The sequence below is a fragment of the Kocuria atrinae C3-8 genome (assembly GCF_000286355.1).
Lineage (GTDB): Bacteria > Actinomycetota > Actinomycetes > Actinomycetales > Micrococcaceae > Kocuria > Kocuria atrinae_A.
On the sequence record NZ_AJXN01000103.1, the window covers coordinates 1 to 19,046 of the forward strand.

At 61.1% G+C, this 19,046-nt stretch carries 20 protein-coding genes, 1 other RNA gene and 4 pseudogenes; 20 read left to right on the plus strand and 5 right to left on the minus strand.

All coding sequences use genetic code 11. The annotated features are described in order from the left end of the window. Positions 1–1,487: pseudogene (locus YO9_RS0111080) on the minus strand (DUF6541 family protein); the annotation flags it as partial. 174 nt (positions 1,488–1,661) lie between these two features. Between YO9_RS0111080 and YO9_RS0111085 the strand changes: the two are divergent. From YO9_RS0111085 to YO9_RS18195, 13 genes and pseudogenes are all read left to right on the plus strand, one after another. After that, complete coding sequence (locus YO9_RS0111085) at positions 1,662–2,327, plus strand: glycosyltransferase family 2 protein (protein WP_223286442.1); 666 nt, start codon at positions 1,662–1,664, stop codon at positions 2,325–2,327. A gap of 16 nt (positions 2,328–2,343) precedes the next feature. Further along, a complete protein-coding gene (locus tag YO9_RS0111090) occupies positions 2,344–2,790 on the plus strand; it encodes a DUF2304 domain-containing protein (protein ID WP_223286443.1) in 447 nt (148 codons plus the stop codon). A gap of 175 nt (positions 2,791–2,965) precedes the next feature. Further along, positions 2,966–3,291, plus strand: a pseudogene (locus YO9_RS0111095) (DoxX family protein). 239 nt (positions 3,292–3,530) lie between these two features. Beyond that, positions 3,531–4,835, plus strand: a complete 1,305-nt coding sequence (locus tag YO9_RS0111100) for a TadA family conjugal transfer-associated ATPase (protein WP_016997524.1) — start codon at positions 3,531–3,533, stop codon at positions 4,833–4,835. Beyond that, entirely contained in the window at positions 4,832–5,689 is an 858-nt protein-coding gene (locus tag YO9_RS0111105; protein ID WP_016997525.1) for a type II secretion system F family protein, read from the plus strand. The genes YO9_RS0111100 and YO9_RS0111105 overlap by 4 nt, the downstream gene beginning before the upstream one ends. Next, positions 5,686–6,633, plus strand: coding sequence for a type II secretion system F family protein (locus YO9_RS0111110; RefSeq protein WP_016997526.1), 948 nt, complete (start codon positions 5,686–5,688; stop codon positions 6,631–6,633). Before YO9_RS0111105 ends, YO9_RS0111110 begins: the two co-directional genes overlap by 4 nt. Positions 6,634–6,719: 86 nt before the next feature. After that, on the plus strand, positions 6,720–6,905 hold the full coding sequence (locus tag YO9_RS0111115; RefSeq protein ID WP_223286447.1) for a hypothetical protein: 186 nt from the start codon (positions 6,720–6,722) through the stop codon (positions 6,903–6,905). Then, positions 6,877–7,278 carry a TadE/TadG family type IV pilus assembly protein gene (locus YO9_RS0111120; RefSeq protein ID WP_223286444.1) on the plus strand — a complete coding sequence of 134 codons (402 nt, stop codon included), beginning with the start codon at positions 6,877–6,879 and terminating at the stop codon, positions 7,276–7,278. Before YO9_RS0111115 ends, YO9_RS0111120 begins: the two co-directional genes overlap by 29 nt. A 73-nt stretch (positions 7,279–7,351) precedes the next feature. Next, positions 7,352–7,735 carry a hypothetical protein gene (locus tag YO9_RS0111125; RefSeq protein WP_223286445.1) on the plus strand — a complete coding sequence of 128 codons (384 nt, stop codon included), beginning with the start codon at positions 7,352–7,354 and terminating at the stop codon, positions 7,733–7,735. Then, positions 7,732–8,247 carry a pilus assembly protein TadG-related protein gene (locus YO9_RS0111130; protein WP_016997530.1) on the plus strand — a complete coding sequence of 172 codons (516 nt, stop codon included), beginning with the start codon at positions 7,732–7,734 and terminating at the stop codon, positions 8,245–8,247. The genes YO9_RS0111125 and YO9_RS0111130 overlap by 4 nt, the downstream gene beginning before the upstream one ends. Before the next feature lie 25 nt (positions 8,248–8,272). Continuing rightward, entirely contained in the window at positions 8,273–9,514 is a 1,242-nt protein-coding gene (locus YO9_RS0111135) for a glycosyltransferase (RefSeq protein WP_016997531.1), read from the plus strand. Positions 9,515–9,905: 391 nt separating this feature from the next. Further along, complete coding sequence (locus YO9_RS18190) at positions 9,906–10,556, plus strand: glycerophosphodiester phosphodiesterase family protein (protein WP_262925668.1); 651 nt, start codon at positions 9,906–9,908, stop codon at positions 10,554–10,556. Next, positions 10,526–11,071, plus strand: coding sequence for a carbohydrate-binding domain-containing protein (locus YO9_RS18195; protein WP_016997533.1), 546 nt, complete (start codon positions 10,526–10,528; stop codon positions 11,069–11,071). Before YO9_RS18190 ends, YO9_RS18195 begins: the two co-directional genes overlap by 31 nt. Positions 11,072–11,136: 65 nt before the next feature. Here YO9_RS18195 and YO9_RS18200 read toward each other — a convergent pair whose 3' ends face one another. Continuing rightward, a complete protein-coding gene (locus YO9_RS18200; protein ID WP_223286446.1) occupies positions 11,137–11,955 on the minus strand; it encodes a DUF4352 domain-containing protein in 819 nt (272 codons plus the stop codon). 306 nt (positions 11,956–12,261) lie between these two features. Here YO9_RS18200 and YO9_RS0111150 point away from each other — a divergent pair, with 306 nt between their 5' ends. Both YO9_RS0111150 and YO9_RS0111160 read left to right on the plus strand, forming a co-directional pair. Then, positions 12,262–12,762 carry a hypothetical protein gene (locus YO9_RS0111150; RefSeq protein WP_016997535.1) on the plus strand — a complete coding sequence of 167 codons (501 nt, stop codon included), beginning with the start codon at positions 12,262–12,264 and terminating at the stop codon, positions 12,760–12,762. Between the two features lie 178 nt (positions 12,763–12,940). Further along, positions 12,941–13,297 carry a GntR family transcriptional regulator gene (locus YO9_RS0111160; protein ID WP_016997537.1) on the plus strand — a complete coding sequence of 119 codons (357 nt, stop codon included), beginning with the start codon at positions 12,941–12,943 and terminating at the stop codon, positions 13,295–13,297. 104 nt (positions 13,298–13,401) lie between these two features. On the opposite strand, the gene YO9_RS0111165 is transcribed toward YO9_RS0111160, so the two are convergent. Beyond that, positions 13,402–14,574: a glucose-1-phosphate adenylyltransferase family protein gene (locus tag YO9_RS0111165; RefSeq protein WP_031273147.1), complete on the minus strand. Its 1,173-nt coding sequence runs from the start codon at positions 14,572–14,574 to the stop codon at positions 13,402–13,404. 82 nt (positions 14,575–14,656) lie between these two features. On the opposite strand from YO9_RS0111165, the gene prfB reads away from it, so the two are divergent. The 5 genes and pseudogenes from prfB to YO9_RS18210 all read left to right on the plus strand — a co-directional run bounded on the left by prfB (position 14,657) and on the right by YO9_RS18210 (position 17,798). After that, on the plus strand, positions 14,657–15,775 hold the full coding sequence (gene prfB, locus YO9_RS0111170; protein WP_016997539.1) for a peptide chain release factor 2: 1,119 nt from the start codon (positions 14,657–14,659) through the stop codon (positions 15,773–15,775). A gap of 109 nt (positions 15,776–15,884) precedes the next feature. Then, positions 15,885–16,372 (plus strand): annotated as a pseudogene (gene smpB, locus YO9_RS0111175) (SsrA-binding protein SmpB). Between the two features lie 83 nt (positions 16,373–16,455). Next, positions 16,456–16,823: a transfer-messenger RNA gene (ssrA, locus tag YO9_RS18205) on the plus strand. Positions 16,824–17,004: 181 nt separating this feature from the next. Next, complete coding sequence (locus tag YO9_RS0111180) at positions 17,005–17,508, plus strand: hypothetical protein (protein ID WP_031273148.1); 504 nt, start codon at positions 17,005–17,007, stop codon at positions 17,506–17,508. Beyond that, entirely contained in the window at positions 17,484–17,798 is a 315-nt protein-coding gene (locus YO9_RS18210) for a hypothetical protein (RefSeq protein ID WP_016997540.1), read from the plus strand. The genes YO9_RS0111180 and YO9_RS18210 overlap by 25 nt, the downstream gene beginning before the upstream one ends. Positions 17,799–17,918: 120 nt before the next feature. Here YO9_RS18210 and hisN read toward each other — a convergent pair whose 3' ends face one another. After that, on the minus strand, positions 17,919–18,722 hold the full coding sequence (hisN, locus tag YO9_RS0111190; RefSeq protein WP_016997541.1) for a histidinol-phosphatase: 804 nt from the start codon (positions 18,720–18,722) through the stop codon (positions 17,919–17,921). Between the two features lie 5 nt (positions 18,723–18,727). Then, positions 18,728–19,046 (minus strand): annotated as a pseudogene (locus tag YO9_RS0111195) (ribosome small subunit-dependent GTPase A); the annotation flags it as partial.

A 19,046-nucleotide genomic window follows, 5' to 3' on the forward strand; every position in this document is an offset into this window, starting at 1 on the left:
TCGGGAATGGCGCACGCGCTGCGCGGGGGTTGCGGAAGGCCCCTCAGCCGCGGTGGCAGCGGCGGTCCGAGCCGGGGTTATACGGTCGATCAGGGTCAGTAGCTTACGGGCGACCCACGTGACGATGGCCGCACAGCCAGCCGCAGCCAGGGGCACGGCCGCGAGGGGAATCAATGCGAGAAGACGGTTGGAGTCGTTGTACCAGACACCGGTCCAGTCGTATCGGAATGTGGTGTCCAGGGACGAGGCGACCAGGACATACATCCACACCAGCATTGCCCAGGCACCCACGATCCAGCGCGCACGGGTGCGCAGCACCACGGAGGCACCCAGGAGAGTGACGATGACAATTCCCCACGGCAGGTGAGAGGAACCGGGGAAGACCGGCCCCAATGCTTCCCCCAGGGCTCCGGAGGAGGTGATGTGGGTTTGCCACGTGGAGGCATCCTGGCTGGCTCGTGCGGAGAACCAGATCTGCTGCAGCACGAAAGCACCTAGAACCAACCAACGGCGCCCAGCCCGATCAGCCACCAAGGGCGGTGACCGGCCACGGCACGCCACCAGACGGTCAGCAGCATGATCAACACGATCAACAGTGCCAGCAAAACGCTGGAGGGGTGAGCCAGACCGGTGGCACCGATGACCAGCAGGGTCCCGAGCCACAGGGGCGTGCGTGCTTCGTTACGTGATTCGTGGGCGAGCCCCAAGGCCTCGCACAACATGCCCAGCAGTACGGGCAGGAACGCGATGGACATGGTGTTGGGGAACAGGTTGCCGTAGAAGCTGAGCAGGAACGGGAACGCAGGGAAGCATGCCGCGACCAGGCCCGTGGACACGGTGATCACGGGACGGTAGCCGAATAACCGAGTGGCTAGGTAAAGGCATCCCAGGGTCCACACCAGCGCGCAGAACACGAAAGTCATGGCGTTGGCGATGATCCAGGGGGAAATCTCTGTCACCGTGGCCACCATGGCCGCGGCGTTGTGCCAGGCCGCGGGATAGAAGGTGGCTTCAGGGGTGACGCCCAGCCCGCCCAAGGTCAGCGATGACGCGTTGCCGGTGTCGTGGATGTACTGGACGGCGTTGTAGTGGAAGTTCGCGTCGTAGGTCTGCGAGATGGCATCCGGGGTTTCCAGGATGAGCTTGAGCCGGTGGGCGATCAGACCCGCCCCCACGATGAACGCGCACCACAAAGCGATGCTCTGGGAGGTCATCTGCTCACGGAGCGCTCCCCACCTGATCTGGCCCAATCGAGGGCGAGGGTGCCGCCGGCGGACGGGGATCAGAACCGCCCAAAGCCCCGCGCCCACGACCACGAAAGCAATGGCCACAGTGAGCGGGTTCCACGGAATTCCCACCAGACCGAAGATCACGGCGGACGCCGCAAATCCGGCCACCGTCAGCGGAACGGCCATGGCTGCTCTCAGTAACCCCCGCAGATTCAGGGCGAATGTGAGTAGCAAGCCCGGGAGTACCAGGACGAGCATCACCAGGAAGTACAGGGGAATGGCTTCGAGCCAGCTCAAGACATCAGAGCTCCAGAAAATAGACGCGCGGTGGCGGGGGAAGGTTCTTGTGGAAGTTTAGTCGCTCGTCATAGTGCTTACCGGCACACAACGGTCTACAGGGTTCGGTCGGTTGCTTGTGGGAGAATACTTCGCGTGAGTCGTGCGTGGATCGTGATGCCTGTGTACAACGAAGGCCAAGTGGTGGGAGAAGTCCTGGAGAACCTCCGGAAGACTTTTCCCCACGTGGTCTGCATTGACGACGGTTCATCCGATGACTCCGCCCGGATTTGCCGTGAGGCCGGTGCCGTCGTGGTCAGCCATCCCATCAATCTGGGGCAGGGTGCTGCACTGCAGACCGGTTTCGAGTACGCGCTGCAGGACCCGGACATGGACTGTGTGGTGACCTTCGACTCAGACGGTCAACATCGCGTGGTGGATGCCTACGACATGGTCCAGCGCATTCGCTCCGGCGAGGCTGACGTGGTGCTCGGTTCCCGCTTCCTGGATGACCGCACGCAGGTCTCCAAGCTCAAGCGGCTGGTGCTGCGCACAGCGGCATTCGTGTCCAAGTTCACCAGCGGCATGGACCTCTCCGACGCCCACAACGGGCTGCGCGCCATCAACCGCAAGACACTGCAACAGATCGACCTCAAGCAGAACCGCATGGCCCACGCGTCTGAGATCGTGAACCAGTTCGCGGAAATCAAACCGCACTGGGTGGAGCATCCCGTGGAGATTATTTACACGGACTACTCCAAGGGCAAGGGTCAGTCCCTGCTCAACGGCGTGAACATCCTGACCGAACTGTTCGTGAAGTAACCGGGGGCTATCCACAGTGACGATTATTGTTCAGTTACTTCTGGTGCTTGCCGTGGGCTACGGCGCGCTCACGCTGGTGCGCGGGGGAGTCAACGCCAAACACCAGGCCATTCGCCGCCTGGTCGGTCTTGCGTTCTTCGTGTTCGCCGCACTATCCATTTTCGTGCCGGACATGGTGACCCATATGGCGCGCTTTCTGGGTATCGGCCGCGGTACTGACCTAGTGCTCTACGGGTTGATCGTGTTGTTCATGATCACCCAGTTCACGAGCGCGCATAATCGCCGCATCCAGGAAACCAATACCACGCGCTTGGCCCGTCACATCGCCATTTCCGAGGCCGAGAAACCCTGGCAACCCACCCGTGATCACTCCGACCGCCGTTCGGTGCGCGCCTTCAAACACACCTCGCCTTTGGGACCGCCACCCGCCGAGGCCGCTCGCACCGGTTCCACGGCCGTCTGAGCCTGGGTTCCCGGCTGGCTTGTACGGCCGTGTCCAGGGAAATCAGAGGCTATCGACCCACGTCGTTAACATCTGACCGGTAGCTTTGTTCGTCATGAACTCTTCGCGAAAAACCCGTACCTCCGTCAATTTTGGGCTGCTGATTCTCCGCGTAGTCGTGGGCATCACCTTTGTGATGCACGGCTGGCAGAAGTTCAACGAGTGGACCATTAGCGGCACCACCTCCAACTTCGCCGAGATGGGTGTTCCCCTGCCGGAGATTGCCGCGCCTTTGCCGCTTTCACCGAGCTGATCGGAGGTATCGCGCTGATTGTGGGACTGTTCTCCCGCATTGCCGGCCTGTTGCTGGCGGTGGTGATGGCCGGCTCCATCTACTTCGTGCATGCACCGCGGGCTTCTTCGTCTCCGACGGTGGCTTCGAGTTCGTCATGGTCCTTGGTGCGGCTGCGCTGGCCATCGCGTTCGCCGGTCCGGGACGTATCGCCCTGGGTGGTGGGCTGACCCATCGCCGGGGCCTGAGCGTCTTCGCGTAGTGGTCACAGGCAGCGTCCGAACTCTTACACAGGTGTATGCGTTTTCATTTTTGGTCAGTAGATGACAGCCCAAAGAGGCTGATTTTGTCCTGAATGGGCGGGTTTTCCACAGGTTCCAAGCCCTGGAATAACGGCTCGCGGAGTTTTCCCCTAGGTTCGATTACGAACTAGCCACTCAGTTGGGTTCGGGGAACCCCAGGGGGAATCATGGTCACAGTGGCAGCTGAAGACGCTATTGGGTTGATCGAGGCGGACGTCAGGGAGCAGATTCGCAGGAGCGGGCTGGACCCGCTGCACGAGGTTGAATCCACGCGCCGCATTGTCGATGCCGCCGTCGAGGACTACGACCTACGTTCGGCCCGCGCGGGACTTCCACGCGTTGATGACCTTGCCGCCGTGCGCAAAAATGTGCTGGACCTTGTGGCTGGTTACGGGCCACTTCAGCCGTATCTCGATGACCCCGACATCGAAGAAATCTGGATCAACGGTCCGGCAGAGATTTACGTCGCCCGGGCTGGTGAGTCGGAGCTCACCAGCTTGGTGCTGAGCGAAGCACACGTACGCACTCTCGTTGAACGGATGCTCAAATCCTCCGGGCGCAGGCTGGACCTCAGTTCACCGTTCGTAGACGCAGCGCTTCCGGACGGTTCCCGTCTCCACGTGGTGATTCCGGATGTGACCCGCAAGCACTGGGCCGTCAACATCCGAAAATTCGTCGCCCGTGCTCGCCGCCTTCAGGACCTGGTTGCCCTGGGTTCACTCAGTACTTCCGCGGCTAAGTTCTTGGAAGCCTCGGTCGCCAGCGGACTCAATATTCTGGTCTCCGGCGCGACTCAGGCCGGAAAAACCACGATGCTCAACTGCCTGTGCTCGTCCATAGGTCCGCGGGAGCGGGTGGTCACGGTGGAAGAGATCTTCGAGCTCAAGGTGGCGTTGCGCGACGTCGTCGGCATGCAGTGCAGGCAAGCGAATTTGGAAGGCGCGGGAGAGATTCCGCTGCGGCGCCTCGTGAAGGAAGCGCTGCGCATGCGTCCGGATCGCTTGATCGTCGGTGAGGTTCGTGAGGCCGAGAGCTTGGACATGCTCATTGCGCTGAACGCTGGGCTCCCGGGGATGTGCTCCTTGCATGCCAACTCTGCTAGGGATGCAGTCACCAAGATCTGTACGTTGCCCCTGTTGGCCGGCTCGAACATCAGTACCGCGTTCGTGGTTCCCACCGTGGCCTCGTGCTTCGACATGGTCGTGCATTGCCACCGCAACAACAATGGACATCGGTTCGTGGCCGAGATTCTGGCCGTGGGCAATCGAGTGGAAAACGGCATCATCGAGACGTATCCGCTGTTCCGCCACATCGACGGTGAACTGGTTCCGGTTGCTGCGGAAGTCCCGTCGCCGGACAAATTCTTGAGATCCGGATATCAGCCATCCACCCTTCTCGAGGGAGCTCCCGCTGCCAATAGGTCCTCCCAAGGGCGGACGCAATCGAAGAAGACTCGAGCGAAAACCTCATGAGTGCGCTGTTGGGGGTCCTGATGGGCGCCGGGGCCTTTCTCATGTGGTGGTCGTTCTGGAACCAGCCGGCCACCAAAAAGACTCGGCATGCGCGCACTGGCCGATTGAAGATTCAGCTGCTGCGCGCAGGTCTTCCCAACATGGCCCCGGCGACATTGGTGGCCGTGAGTATCGCGGTCGCTGTAGTGACGGGGCTGGCGGTCACCGCACTGACATCGGCCCCGGCGTTCGGACTCTGCGCGATGCTGGTTGCTGGCTACATTCCGCTCTGGTTCGTCAAACGGCGCGGGGACCGTCGTTCCGCGGTGCTGCGCGAGGTATGGCCCGATGTAGTGGACCACTTGCGATCAGCCATCCGTGCGGGCATGGGATTGCCTGAAGCACTCATGCAGTTGCAGTACCGCGGTCCCGAGGTTCTCCGCCCCGCCTTCGGGCAGTTCGCGGCGGATTACCGGGCCAGCGGTCAGCTCCACGGTTCGCTGACGCTGCTGAAGAACCGCCTGGCGGATCCGGTGGCGGACAACATCGTGGAGGCCCTTCGTGTGACTCGCGAGGTGGGCGGCACCGATCTGGGCAAGCTGCTGGGAACCTTGTCATCGTTCCTTCGAGAGAACGAACGGACCCGAAGCGAGCTCGAAGCCAGGCAATCCTGGACCGTGAACGCCGCCCGACTCTCAGTCGCAGCCCCCTGGCTCGTGCTGGCGTTGATGTCTACGCAGCCGGCCGCCATCGAGGCCTATAACACTCCCACCGGCGCGTTGGTGATGTTGGGCGGACTGGCGATTTCCGTTGCTGCCTACCGACTGATGCTGCGACTCGGGGCCCTGCCTACCGAGCGGAGGGTCCTGCGATGAACACATGGACCACGGGAGTCCTCATCGCTCTTGTGCTCGCCGGCGGACTGTGGCTCATGCTCAGTGCTGCTCGGGCTGTGGGCGCGCCCAGCTTTGCCGATCGAATCGCGCCCCAGCTGCGTATGGTTCACGTCAGTTCGGCCATGAACAGACGCGGAGTCGTGAGAGCCAGCCGATCAGCGGGTAACGACCGCATCGGACCCGCCCTCCGGCAAGCATTGACATGGGCTACCGACAAGATTGCTCCCTTCGCCGGAAGCGCTTTAGTCCTTGAGCGTCGACTCATTCGAGCCGGACAGGAGAAATCGGTAGTCGACTATCGAGCGGAGCAGGTGGTCTTTGCAGTGCTCGGTGTCCTGTTCGGCAGTGTGCTCAGTATCGGGCTCATTCTGCGGGGAAACGTCAGTGTCGCGATCGTCATGGTCGGTGCCGTCCTGGGTGCCTTCTGCGGTGTATGGGTCAGGGATTTCCTTCTCAAACAACGCATCGCCAAACGGGAAAAGCTCATGCTCGCTGAGTTCCCCGCGGTGGCCGAGCTCATGGCCTTGTCAGTGGGAGCGGGGGAGAGCGCCGTCGGCGCACTGGAGCGGGTGTGCCGCGTCGCGGAAGGTGAGCTCGTGGATGAATTCCGGCAAGTACTGGCGCAGACCCGCGCTGGTTCCGGACTGGTCACGGCGCTACAGGATTTCTCTTCCCGCACCGATGTGATCCCGCTGGGGCGGTTCGTGGACGGCATCATCGTGGCCATCGAACGCGGAACACCGTTGGCTGAAGTCCTGCGCGCTCAGGCCCAGGACGTTCGCGACCACGACAAACGCGTACTCATGGAGATCGCCGGCAAGAAAGAAATCGCGATGCTGATTCCCGTCGTATTTTTCGTCCTTCCGCTCAGCGTTGTCTTCGCTGTGTTCCCTGGACTGGCCGTGTTGGAAATGGGCTTTTGACCGCGACACCCATGAAGAAGAGTTAGCAAATATCAAAGGAGCTAGACATGAAGAACTATCTATTCCTCACCGCACCGTTGCTGGCCATGTTGACTTTGAGCAACGCCGTGCGCTCGAGGTTGAGCGACGAGGACCGCGATCGCGGCGACGTGCCCGGCTGGGTCATGCTGACACTGATGTCCGCGGTCCTCGTGGCCGGATTGCTGCTCATCGCCCGCCCCGCACTCGAAGGCCTGTTCCAGGATGCGATCAACCGAGTCTCCGGTCTCTGAGGACTCTCGGGACGCAGGTAACGCCATCGCCGAATACGTGATGGTCCTGGCGCTCGCCGTGATTATTTTCGCCGGCATCCTGCAATTGGGTTTTGCTTTGCACGTTCGCAACACCCTAATTGACGCCGCGGCAGCCGGCGCGCGGTACGCCAGTTTGGCGGACCGCACCGACGGCGACGGCGTGGCTCGCGCCCGCGGCATCATTGCCAATTCGGTGGGGGAGAGCTACGCCCAAGACATCAGCATCTCCCGAACCCAAGTGGGGTCGTTGCCAGCCGTCGAAGTCACGGTTGTCGCGCCTCTACCCGTGGTGGCAATGTTCGGGCCCCCGGAAGCATTGAATGTGAGTGGTCATGCAGTTGCCATGGACTAGCGATGTACCACTGGGGCAGAAGGCCCGGAAGACGGCCGGGGAGCCGGATCATCCGGATCGGGGCAGTGCCATCGTGGAATTTGTCGCATTGGGTTTGCTGCTACTCATCCCGGTGATCTATTTGGTGGTCACGGTGTCCCGCGTGCAGGCGGGTTCTTTCGCCGTTGTCGCGGCGTCGGAGCAGGCGGGTCAGGCAATCTCGGTGATGGAAGCGGATAACTTCAATCAGGCTGCTATTCATGAGATCGCCGCGGTCGCCGCGCTGGATCACGGGTTCGATGCGCAGGACCTTGCCCTCGAGGTGAGCTGTTCTGATGGCTCGTGCACCTCACCCGGTGCTGTCGCGACGGTTCATGCACGACTCACCGTGGGGCTGCCCGCCGTTCCGGGCTTTGTGACGGCCACCGTGGCCACGCTCAATTCGGACGTGACGGTTGTGTCCGGGAGGTATTCATGAAGATGCTGCGTGGACTTGAACGCCCATCATCCGTCACGAGCACTGTGGCGGGGCTGTGGCGGCGGTTTCTCGGGGATTCTCGTGAACGGGATTCCGGACAGACCACCATCGTCCTGCTGGGTTTCACCCTGGTGACGCTGTTGCTAGTCATTACGATCATGGCCATCACGAGCGTGTATATCGGGGAGCGGAAACTTCAGTCGCTGGCCGATCGCGCATCCAGTGCTGCCGCGGATACTTTCACCGACCTGGATCGGACGGAGGGCGCGGCGCCGTCGCCAATCCTGACGCACGACGGGGTGGCGGGCGCGGCGTCGAGCTACCTTGGAACCGTGGGAGCATTCGACGAGGTGCAGCAGCTATCGTTGGGTGCACCGACCGGAACCCCTGACGGGCTCACTGCGCAGGTTACCTTGAACGCCGTGGTCCACCCGCCGGTGGTCAACTACATCATTCCCGCGGGCGTGCCGATCACTGCCACCGGTGACGCTCGAGCGGTGATGGGCCGCTAGTAAGGAGTGGAGGGAAGGAAGGCCTATGGCGCGCATTCTGTTTGTCCCTGAAACGTTCAACCTTGGTGAAACTACGCGCGCCATTGAAATCGCCCGAGCAGTGCGGAGGCTCGGACACGACGTCCACTTCGTGGGCTACTCCAGGCGATTTTCCTCGCGGGTGACTAATGCGGGATTCTCGTTCGACCTGCTCAACCCGGAACTGTCCGAGGCGCAGGCCGACATGTTGATCGCAGCCGACCAAGGGCGTTCCATCCGGCACCCTTTTACTACGGCCATGCTCAGGCAACGAGTGGCCAGCGAGCGGGCCGTTTACGACCAGTGGGAACCGGATGGGGTGGTTATCGGTTCCACGTTCAGCACGTTCATTTCCGCCCGCGCAGCAGGCATACCGCTCATCTATGCGAAGCCGTACGCCATGAGCCTGGGGCATCTGGGCACTCTGCGGAGTTATCCGCTGTGCGCGGAGACCAACCGCGCACAGCGGCTGGTGAACCAGGTCGCTGGCTCTGTCACCCGGATGATGGCTGATTACATGACCTGGAAACCCAGAGCGTTCCGGCAGATAGCCCGAGAGAACGGTGTGGAGCTGCCGCGTCGTACCATCGACGCGATTTCGGCTGACCTGAATCTGGTGTGTTCGCTCCAGCCTGTACTATTCAGTGCCCCGATGGGACCACGCGAAGCCCCCGTAGGCCCTGTGTATTCCCGGAGCGACGAGGAGCTCCCGACCGACATCCTCGACCTCGCGAGGAAGCGAAGTCGGCCTATCGTCTACGTGGGAATGGGGTCCTCCGCGAGACCATATCTGGTGAAGTCCGTACTTGAGCAACTGAGTGCTTTGAACGTAGACGTCATCGCTGCGGTGGGCAAGTATTTCGGTGAAGGCCAATTACCCGAGCTACCAGCGAATGTTCGAGTTTGGGACTTCCTACCCGCGCAGAAATTGGCGGGAATCATCGATGGTTCGGTCATCCACGGGGGAGAAGGAACCGTGCAGACTGCCTGTGCTTCGGGAGCGCCCTTTGCTGGCATGGGCCTACAGGCTGAGCAACGGTGGAACGTTGAGATGTGTGTGAAATTCGGAAACGCTGTCAGCTTCAATCAGCGGTCGGTGAAGAGAAACGAGCTGCCCCTACTCGTGACTGAGATGGTCCAGGACAGTGACCTTCGAACTGCCGCACAGAGGATGAAGGAGCACATGGATCAGCTGAACGGCGCGGCTGAGAGTGCGCGTCTAATCATGGATTTTATTGACGGCGGTTGACGTTGTGTGGCGCTTGCCTACAGGCATCTGAGCAGGAATCCGGCACACCCTTCTTCATGAAGAAGATTCCCCAGGGTCACCTGATGGTTCAACTCTCCTCACCGCCCCAGTTTAGGTTGTGCCCTATGCGAAATAACTTTCTGAGCAGCGCCGTTGCTGCCTCCGCCGCAGCCGCCTTTTGCTTCTCTTCAGTCTTCACACCAGCCAACGCAGCCCCCGACAACCCTCCGAGCCCTGCGAACATCGGCCAGGAGGAACAACACCTCCAACTTCCCCAGTCCGACAAGGCCTACCCCTGGATCGCCTCACACCGTGGTCAGTGGCGCATCGCACCGGAGAACTCCATCAAGCCGTTACAACCGCCATCAACGACGGCGCCGAAATCGTTGAAATTGATGTCCGACGTACCGCAGACGGTCACTTGGTACTCATGCACGATGAAACCGTGGACCGGACGACCAACGGGTCTGGCAAAGTCTCCGAGCTGTCCCTCGCCGAGATCAAAGAACTTCGTCTTCAGGAAGGACTGGGCAACGGTCCGGCGCCCCTGACAGACCACCAGGTTCCGACGTTTGAGGAGGTGCTGGAAGCTGTCGAGGGCAAAAACGTGCTTCTCAACCTGGACAAGGGTTGGGACGTTCGCGAACAGATGTACGAGGAACTTGCCGCGCGGGACATGGTCGACTACGGCTTGTTCAAGGGGGCACCCAATGTGGAAGAGGCCAACGAATTCATGGCCGCACACCCCGAGGCCCACTACATGCACGTGGTCAACGACGCTCAGGCAGGGGATTTCGAGCAGTTCACCTCCCACATGCCGGTGGCCTTCGAGCTGGTTTTCGATAACCCGAACGATCTCCAGGCTCAGCAGGAGTACTGGGACAAGGTCGACGCCGTCTCGGACATCTGGATCAACACGATGTGGAGCTCTCTTGCGGACGGGAACACGGATGAGGCCGCCCTCCGCGGCTCAACCAAGGCTGGCAGGCCATGGTCGACCGTGGTGCCGACATGCTGCAGACCGACAACGTCCGCACCGTGAATGCTTGGCGTGTGGGGCGTGACGTCACGAAGCTCGGTACCAAACCTTCATCCATCCGAGTGCAGGCCGAGGATTACATCGACGATCCCGCGCTGTACCACGATGCGAATCCGCGCAATGAGTGTGGTACCCGTGCGATCCGCAGTAGCTCCAGTCCCGTGGACGCTTGCGATTTGGACGGTGCTCACATCATTCAGTACATCCGCGACGGCGAGTGGTTCACCCTTCCCGTCACGGCCACTCAGCCAGGGAATTACCGACTGAGCATCCGCCATTCCTCGGATACGGAACCCGGCGGTACCGTGTCGGTGGATACGGGCAAGGGTTTCGGAAAACCGATTGCTCTACCCAACACCACTCACAATCGAGCGTTCCAGGTGACCGACCTGGGCAAGTTCAAGCTCGACCGCGGGACCCAACAGATCAAGCTCAAGTTCACCCATGCGGACTACGCATCCGTGGACTGGATTCAGCTCAACCGGGGTCAGCGGGCCGATGTCGAACTTATGAGGTAATCAAATAATGGGTGGAGGGGCGGAGCCGACTGAGATCGACTCCGCCCCGAAAAATGGACAGTAATTCAGTCGCCGATATACTCACCCGTTACTGCGTCAACAGTGCCTGCCTGAATACCCTCGCATTGAGACACCCCGCCATCCGTCGTCGGTATGTAGTTCTCGCAGAAGGCCTCGTAGTAAGGCATACCGCCTTCCCACGCAGCATAGGCCTCGTCGTAGGTGAACTTGTCGCCACCACTTTCACCCGGTGCGGACGGTGCGCTCGGGGGTTGCTGGGCTGAGGCTGGGGACTTTGGGGCCGCGGCGGGAGCGGGGATTTCGTAGATTGCCTGTCCGAAGCCCAATACTTCCGGCGAGAAAATGAGCTCCCACTGCTTGTGATCCGAGCTCACCGTGTAAGCGAGTTCCCCTCGCATCGAGCGACCCGGACCGAGTTCTCCGTCCAGGCTCCCGCGCTCATCACCCGTCATTGCGATGTCGACACTGCGGTTCTCTGGATCGTTCAGAGTCCACATCATGACCGAAGAGATAGCCTGTGAATCAGACGAATTGTTGGTGACCTCAACGTCCAATACGAGCCATTGTGTCCCTGACTCGGGAGACATTATTTCGTCGCCCGAAGAGTACCGAACTCCGTGCACCGTATGTTCGAGATCGCCCATCGTGACGGTGTCTCCGACTTGATGCAGTGTGGAGTCGGAGTCCGGCGTAGCCGCGGCTGAGGGCTGAGAGCTTGAAGAAGTCGGCTGATCATTTGTCGTTTGCTCAGGGGTGTTGGTGCTGGGTGAGCCGCACCCGGTAGCCAATGACACGCATAGGAGCGCGGCGCCAGCCCGGGCGATTATTTTCCAATGTTGTCTAAGTGGGGGATTTTGCGACATGTGATCTAGCCCTTTGCAGAGGTGTGTCAGGAGACGATGTGAATAGAGACGGCCCGACAAGGGACCGCATTCGAAGACCCCCGTTTCATCGGGATAGTCATATTCACAGCGCTGAGGTAGTAATCGGATTCTCTCCCAAACTCGAGTCAAATAGCTGGAATGTACATAGTTTCTCGACACAAGTTGGAGAACCAACAGTCTTGCTCTGCTACCCGCCCGCCCTTGACTTGCAACGACGTCACGGAAAGACTCTTCCTACATCATCTGTATCAGTACAGCTGATACAGAGTGAGGGAAGGTTTCGAGATGCTTGTCGTTGTCACAGCAGTCGTCGCGTTGGCGGTGCTCTACTTCTGCACCTGGCGGATCTGTCGCAAGGCGGAGAACGCGCTCGGTCATGCGAGGGACCCTTCGGAGACGGATGGTCTGAGATACGAGAAACCCGTCATCTGGAGCTTCATCCTCAGCCTTGTGCTGCTCGCGCCCATGGTGATCCCCTTGGGGCAGTACACAGGAGTGCGCGGAGGACAGCTTCCGGCCGAGTTCCAGTTCTTCACCAATGACTTCACGCTTCAGGCTCTGGCTGTGGTGATTTCCAACAAGGCCATGCTCATTACAGCTGCGATTTCGGGAGTGCTTTGCCTCGTTATTCCGGCCGTCTCCTACATCGCAGCGCGGTCGGTGCTCAACCACTTTGTCCCAGTAGCGGATCGAGACACCGCGAGGTGGGGGAGTTCTACAAAGCCAATTCGGTCAATGCCATGCTGGCGTTGTCGCTGGCCGTATCCGGCGCGGCGCTCGTCGTGACGAGCAGCATGTTGGTTGGATCGGCCAATGAATTATCGGAGTTATTCGGCGCTGGGTTGTTCGTGGCGGTGACATTCACACTCGGGTTCGTCATCGTGGCCGTGTATGCAGTCCGTCTGTCGGAATCGAGCCGGTTGGCGTACTTGAGGTCGATCCGCACCGAGGCCGTACCGCAGTCATGATCGAAATCTCTCAGGCAAGTTCACTGCCCATTTACGTACAACTCATCAACGGGGTACTTGATGAAATCCGCAACGGTGAGTTGACCGCGGGGGACAAGGTCATGTCGATCAGGAGTCTGGCCTCCCAACTAGAAATCGCACCCAACACGGTGGCACGCGCCTACGGGGACCTGGAGAAACTGGGCCTCATCGTTTCGCGGGGGCGTAAAGGTTCCTTCGTCACGGGTGATGCCAAGGTGACAGCAGAAAGTGTCAGTAACGAGGCACTCCTTTTCGTGGAATCGCTGTCCAACGTTCCTGACGCGACCAGAACGGCTGTGCTGGCACAGATCGTCCGTTTACTGGGCGGATAAACGCGTGAACGAGAAGTCCGGCTCACCGAAGCGATCTACGGTGCCTCAAGATCAATACCTATTAGGGTCTGCAGCTCAACGACTCCGACAACCCATGAAACAACTCAGTACTTCTCCCACCCCCGCGGCAGCGCCGCTTCGTGATCGAACTCATCCCGCTGGCTGACCTTGCCCTCGCGGTCGATCAGCGTGATTGCCTGGGACGATCCGCGCTGAGTACCACCGGTAATTTCCGCGCCTGAGTCGGCCACCACGTTGATCAGTTCCACCGTGGATCCCACGTGCACGTCGTCCAGTAGCACGCTGTTGCGCACTACGGCACCGGCTTCGACCACGCAATTCTGGCCGATTACCGAGTGCTCCACCGTGCCGGCCACGCGCGCGCCGGGAGCGATGAAGGAGTTGGTGACAGCGGCGTCGTCGTTGACGAAACCCGGCAGGAGCGGAACCTGACCGGTCCAGATGGGCCACCCCAGATCGTCGAGAGTGGCGCCGTTGCCGTCGATCAGCTGCATCTGGGCGGTCCAGTAGGACTGAACGGTGCCCAGATCCATCCAGTAGCCCAGGTGGCGGTGCTCGAACACCTTGTGGTGCTCCATGAAGTAGGGGATCAGGTCCTCGCCGTAGTCGGCGAGCTGACCGAGCTCGTCCTGCAGGGTGTCCAGAGCGGAGAGCAGCTTGTCCGTATTGAAGAGGAACATCTCACCGGCCACGATCTGGCTGGCCGGCTCCTCGGGTTTGTACGCGAAGGAGGTCACTGTTCCGGACTCTTCAGTGGTGACCACGCTGTAGCGAGAGGTGTCCTCATCCACGTGGGTGGTGACCATGGTCAGATCCGCGCGCTTGGTCAGGTGGGTGTCGATCACGTCGCGGAAATCTACCGTGTAAAGATGATCGGCGGAGAGCACGAGCACCAGGTCCGGATCGGCCTCACGAATCAGCTCGGTCTGGCGGTAGATGGAATCCGAATTACCGGAGGCGAAACCCTCACCATTGCGGCCCTCGAACGGCGGAAGGATCTGCAATCCACCGTGGGAGCGGTCCAAGTCCCAGGGGCGGCCGTTGGCCAGGTACTTGTTCAGGCTGTGGGGGAGGTACTGCTGCACCATCCACACGTCAGGGATGTGAGAGTGCGCCAGGTTGGACAGCGAGATGTCGATCAACCGGTAGGTGCCACCCACGGGTAGAGCGGGCTTTACCACGTGATCCGTGAGCGCCCCCAACCGCGATCCTTTACCTCCGGCAAGAACAAGTGCAAGAACCGTGGGACGCTCCATAGTCACCCTCCTGATTGATTGTGGCTATCCACCAGAATAGCGGCACTGAAGGACCGGCACGCATGCCGTAAAGTGGTGTCCCATGGCCTCTATTGATTTTGCAGCTGAAATTCGCGATCTGCGCTCCACCTATGCGTCCGTGGAGGCCGTCACAGACGTTGCCGCGCTCGAGCGGGAAATCGCCGAGCTCTCGCAGCAGGCCACGGCCCCGGACCTCTGGGACGATCAGGACCGTGCGCAGAAGGTCACCTCGCAGTTGTCCCACAAGCAGTCCAAGATGGACCGCCTCAAGAAGCTCAACGAGCGCATCGATGACCTTGAGGTCATGGTGCAGTTGGCCGAAGAGGAAGACGACCAGGACACCCGCGACGGCACGGTGGAAGAGCTTGAATCCATCCGCAAGGCGCTGGGTCAGCTCGAGGTCCAGACCTTGCTGGCTGGCGAGTACGACGAGCGCGAGGCCGTGGTCACCATTCGCTCCGGCGCCGGTGGCGTGGATGCCGCTGACTTCGCCGAGATCCTCATGCGCATGTACCTGCGCTGGGCCGAGCGCCACGGCTATCCGACCAAGGTGCTGGACACCTCCTACGCGGAAGAGGCGGGCCTGAAGTCCGCCACGTTCGAGGTAAAGGCCCCGTACGCGTTCGGCACGCTCTCGGTCGAGGCCGGTACCCACCGCCTGGTGCGCATCTCGCCGTTCGACAACCAGGGCCGCCGCCAGACATCGTTCGCTGCGGTGGAAGTGATTCCGCTGATCGAATCCGATGACACCATCGAGATTCCGGAAGCTGAGCTCAAGGTGGACGTGTTCCGTTCCTCGGGCCCCGGTGGTCAGTCGGTGAACACCACGGACTCGGCGGTGCGCATGACCCACATCCCCACGGGCATTGTGGTGTCCATGCAGAACGAAAAATCGCAGATCCAGAACCGCGCCGCCGCCCTGCGTGTGCTGCAGTCCCGACTGCTATTGCAGCGTCAGGAAGAAGCGGACGCCAAGAAGAAGGAAATGGCCGGGGACGTCAAGGCATCTTGGGGCGATCAGATGCGCTCCTACGTGCTCAACCCGTACCAGATGGTCAAGGATCTGCGCACCAACTACGAAGAGGGCAATCCCTCCAACGTGTTCGACGGTGGCATCGACAAGTTCATCGACGAAGGCATTCGCTGGCGTGCCGACGCGCGCCAGCACGACGAAGACTAACGAGCTCTCGTCCAACGACGACGCCGCCGCGCCCAGCAGGTGCCCCAGGCACCTAAGGCGGGGGAGCGGCGTCATACTGGGTGAGACCCGCTGAAGGAAGTTACGGCCCATGGCCAAGAAGAAGAACGATGACGGCCGCCAGATCGTGGCCAACAACAAGAAAGCCCGGCACGACTACAACATCTACGACACCTATGAGGCCGGTCTGGCGCTCATGGGCACCGAGGTGAAGTCGCTGCGCATGGGGCGCGCGTCCCTGGTGGATGCGTTCTGCCAGTTCGACCGCAGTGGTGAGCTGTGGCTGGAGCACGCGCACATCCCGGAGTACCTACAGGTTCGTGGACCAACCACTCGGCCCGGCGCCGCCGCAAACTGCTGCTGCACCGCTCCGAACTGGACAAGATCGCGGGCAAGACCCGCGAGGCCGGCTACACCATCATTCCGCTGTCCCTGTACTTTGTGGACAACAAGCGCGTGAAGGTGGAGATCGCCGTGGCCCGGGGTAAGCGCGAGTACGACAAGCGCCAGACCCTGCGCGAGAAGCAGGACAATCGCGAGGCCCAGCGGGCCATGCGCTACCGCAACATGGGGATATAATGCCGCCTGTTGACGCGTAACAACTAGCAGGCGTAAACTGATGTGTCCGCGACCGAGAGGGAGCGGATTTGGTAATTGCATACGGGGATGATCGGTTTCGACGATGTGAGTTGAGACAAGGGAAGCGGGTCGAGGACGCAGAGTTATCTCGTAAACGCTCTCTGTAAAACAATAAGTGCCAAATCCAAGCGCACTGACTTCGCTCTCGCTGCGTAAGTAGCGACAGCAGTCTGGCAGCCCAGGTTCACCTTCGACCTGGATCCTGCCATCAGCTAGAAGGTCACTGCTGCGAACGCAGGTTACGGGCGTTCGTGGGACTTTTACGTAACTGAGTTCGGCGGTCACTTGTGTGCGAGATGACCGGAACTGAGAAACCTATTAGCACACTGCACCCGGAGAAGCCTTGACAATGCTGCATCGGACGGGGGTTCAATTCCCCCCATCTCCACAAATTTCCCGTATCGGGAGAAAGCCTCGCGTTATATACGCGGGGCTTTTTTCATGAGCTGTCGCCACGCTTGCACGCTGATAGAAAACGATCAGGCGGAAGCACTGAACCTATCGGCGCCCTGTGGAAGACTTGGCATCAGATCCCACGAACAGTCAGCTAGACAGACAGGTAGGTGCAACACATGAGTGATCGTCCCAACGAGCCGCAGTCCGGTTCTTCCTCCGCTTCCGGACATACCTCGGGCAACAACCAGCCCGAGTACGGTCAGCGCGTGGAGGGCAACGACCAGGCCTTCGGCCAGAACGCCTACGACCGGTCGCAGCAGAACTACGGTTCGCAGCAGCCCGAGTACGGACAGTACGGAGATTCCCAGCCCAACGGTCAGCAGTACGGTAACGACCAGTACGGCAACCAGGGTTACAGCAATCAGTCCCAGTATGGTGACCAGCAGTACGGCCATGACCAGTACGGCTACCAGGGCCAGCAGGGCTACGGTAACCAGGGTTACGGTAACGATCAGTACGGCAACCAGGCGTACGGCCCGGGCGGGGCGAACAACCCCACGTACTACCAGAACGATTACAACCAGCAGCCTACGGGGACCAGAACTACTACGGCAACGGCAAGCCCGCGGGCAACGGCCTGGGCATCGCGTCCCTGGTGCTGGGCATCATCGGGATCCTGACCTTCTGGTTCTTTGGTTTGGGTGGCCTGATCGGTTTGGTCGGTCTGATCTTGGGTATCGTCGGGCTGGTCAAACTCCGCAAGACTCCCGGATCCTCCAAGGCGCTGCCGATCGTGGGTATCGTGCTCTCAGTCCTGGCGATCATCGGCGGCATCGTGATGGCGGCCCTGTTCTTCTGGGCCTTCGACATGGTCAGCGAGTGCGTGCCGCTGCTCGAGTCCGGTTCCCAGACCGCTTACGAGCAGTGCGTGAATGACGTTGTCAACCAGAACATGGGCCTCGACAGCTAACGCACCTTCCACAGCATCGTGCCCCGGCACGGTCGACGACGCCGCTCCACGCGGTGGTCTCGTCCGTCCGGGGCACGAGTTGGTTAAGACGAGCGCATCAGTCCCGGCTGAGGCTTGGCACTAGGAACCTTCGCGAGTGCCCAGGACGTCCAGAGCGGCGTCGTGGAGCACGCCGTTACTCGCGACCGCGTTGGCACCGAAGGGGCCGTCCTGGCCCTTGAGTGAGGTGAAGCGGCCGCCGGCCTCGGTCACGATGGGCACCAGGGCCGCCATGTCGTAGAGGTTGAGCTCGGGCTCGGCTGCGATGTCCACGGCGCCCTCGGCCACCAGACAGTAGGACCAGAAGTCGCCGTAGGCGCGCGTGCGCCACACGGAATCGGTCAGTTCGATGAATTGGTCTCGCACACCCAGGTCTCGCCAGCCGGTCAGGGACGAATAAGACAGCGACGCGTCGGAGAGCTGATTCACGGATGACACCGACAGCCGGGTGGCCTGCGACAACGAACGGCCCGTGAAGGCACCAGAACCCAGGGCGGCCCACCAGCGACGGTTGAGCGCCGGAGCGGAGACGACGCCGGCGACCACCTGGTCGTCCTCGACAAGGCCGATGAGGGTGGCCCACACGGGGACACCGCGGACAAAGTTCTTGGTGCCGTCGATCGGGTCGATCACCCATTTGCGGGAACCGGATCCGGACGTGCCGAACTCCTCGCCGATCACGGCGTCGCGGTTACGCACTCGACCCAGCTGGGAACGGATCACGGATTCGGCCTCGCGGTCCGCGTCCGTGACGGGGGTGAGATCCGGCTTGGTCTCCACATGGAGATCCTGGGCCTTGAACCGACGCATGGTCAGCCCATCCACAGAATCGGCCAGGATGTGCGCGAGACGGAGGTCATCCGTGTAATTGCTGGGTGATCGCATGAGCTCTACGTTATCGCCTGTCCTAGTTGCTTTTCGTCGGCACCCGACTGTGTTTCCCCGCGCGACGCCCCCAGTAGCCTGCGTAGCGACTCGAGCCTGAGCGGGGCGGCAGGGGAAGCCTCAGGGCGCTGTACCCACTCGTCCAGTGCGCAGCCGGGGGAATCCTGGGTGTGCAGACAGCCGCGCGGGCAGTCTGCGGTTGCGGGCACCAGGTCCGTGAACGAGTTGAGGAGTTCTTCCTCGCTCACATGGGCCAAGCCCAAGGAGCGGATGCCTGGCGTGTCGATGACCCACGTCCCGGGGGAGGTGTCCGGCATGCGGAGG

What these genes read in the sequence shown, in the direction of transcription:
- YO9_RS0111165 (WP_031273147.1), bottom strand. Translation starts at nt 14,574, where the DNA reads ATGGAGCGTCCCACGGTTCTTGCACTTGTTCTTGCCGGAGGTAAAGGA.
- hisN (WP_016997541.1), bottom strand. Translation starts at nt 18,722, where the DNA reads ATGCGATCACCCAGCAATTACACGGATGACCTCCGTCTCGCGCACATC.
- YO9_RS0111115 (WP_223286447.1), top strand. Translation starts at nt 6,720, where the DNA reads ATGTTGACTTTGAGCAACGCCGTGCGCTCGAGGTTGAGCGACGAGGAC.
- prfB (WP_016997539.1), top strand. Translation starts at nt 14,657, where the DNA reads ATGGCCTCTATTGATTTTGCAGCTGAAATTCGCGATCTGCGCTCCACC.
- YO9_RS18200 (WP_223286446.1), bottom strand. Translation starts at nt 11,955, where the DNA reads ATGTCGCAAAATCCCCCACTTAGACAACATTGGAAAATAATCGCCCGG.
- YO9_RS0111120 (WP_223286444.1), top strand. Translation starts at nt 6,877, where the DNA reads ATGCGATCAACCGAGTCTCCGGTCTCTGAGGACTCTCGGGACGCAGGT.
- YO9_RS0111105 (WP_016997525.1), top strand. Translation starts at nt 4,832, where the DNA reads ATGAGTGCGCTGTTGGGGGTCCTGATGGGCGCCGGGGCCTTTCTCATG.
- YO9_RS0111135 (WP_016997531.1), top strand. Translation starts at nt 8,273, where the DNA reads ATGGCGCGCATTCTGTTTGTCCCTGAAACGTTCAACCTTGGTGAAACT.
- YO9_RS0111160 (WP_016997537.1), top strand. Translation starts at nt 12,941, where the DNA reads ATGATCGAAATCTCTCAGGCAAGTTCACTGCCCATTTACGTACAACTC.
- YO9_RS0111110 (WP_016997526.1), top strand. Translation starts at nt 5,686, where the DNA reads ATGAACACATGGACCACGGGAGTCCTCATCGCTCTTGTGCTCGCCGGC.
- YO9_RS18195 (WP_016997533.1), top strand. Translation starts at nt 10,526, where the DNA reads ATGCTGCAGACCGACAACGTCCGCACCGTGAATGCTTGGCGTGTGGGG.
- YO9_RS0111180 (WP_031273148.1), top strand. Translation starts at nt 17,005, where the DNA reads ATGAGTGATCGTCCCAACGAGCCGCAGTCCGGTTCTTCCTCCGCTTCC.
- YO9_RS0111100 (WP_016997524.1), top strand. Translation starts at nt 3,531, where the DNA reads ATGGTCACAGTGGCAGCTGAAGACGCTATTGGGTTGATCGAGGCGGAC.
- YO9_RS0111150 (WP_016997535.1), top strand. Translation starts at nt 12,262, where the DNA reads ATGCTTGTCGTTGTCACAGCAGTCGTCGCGTTGGCGGTGCTCTACTTC.
- YO9_RS0111130 (WP_016997530.1), top strand. Translation starts at nt 7,732, where the DNA reads ATGAAGATGCTGCGTGGACTTGAACGCCCATCATCCGTCACGAGCACT.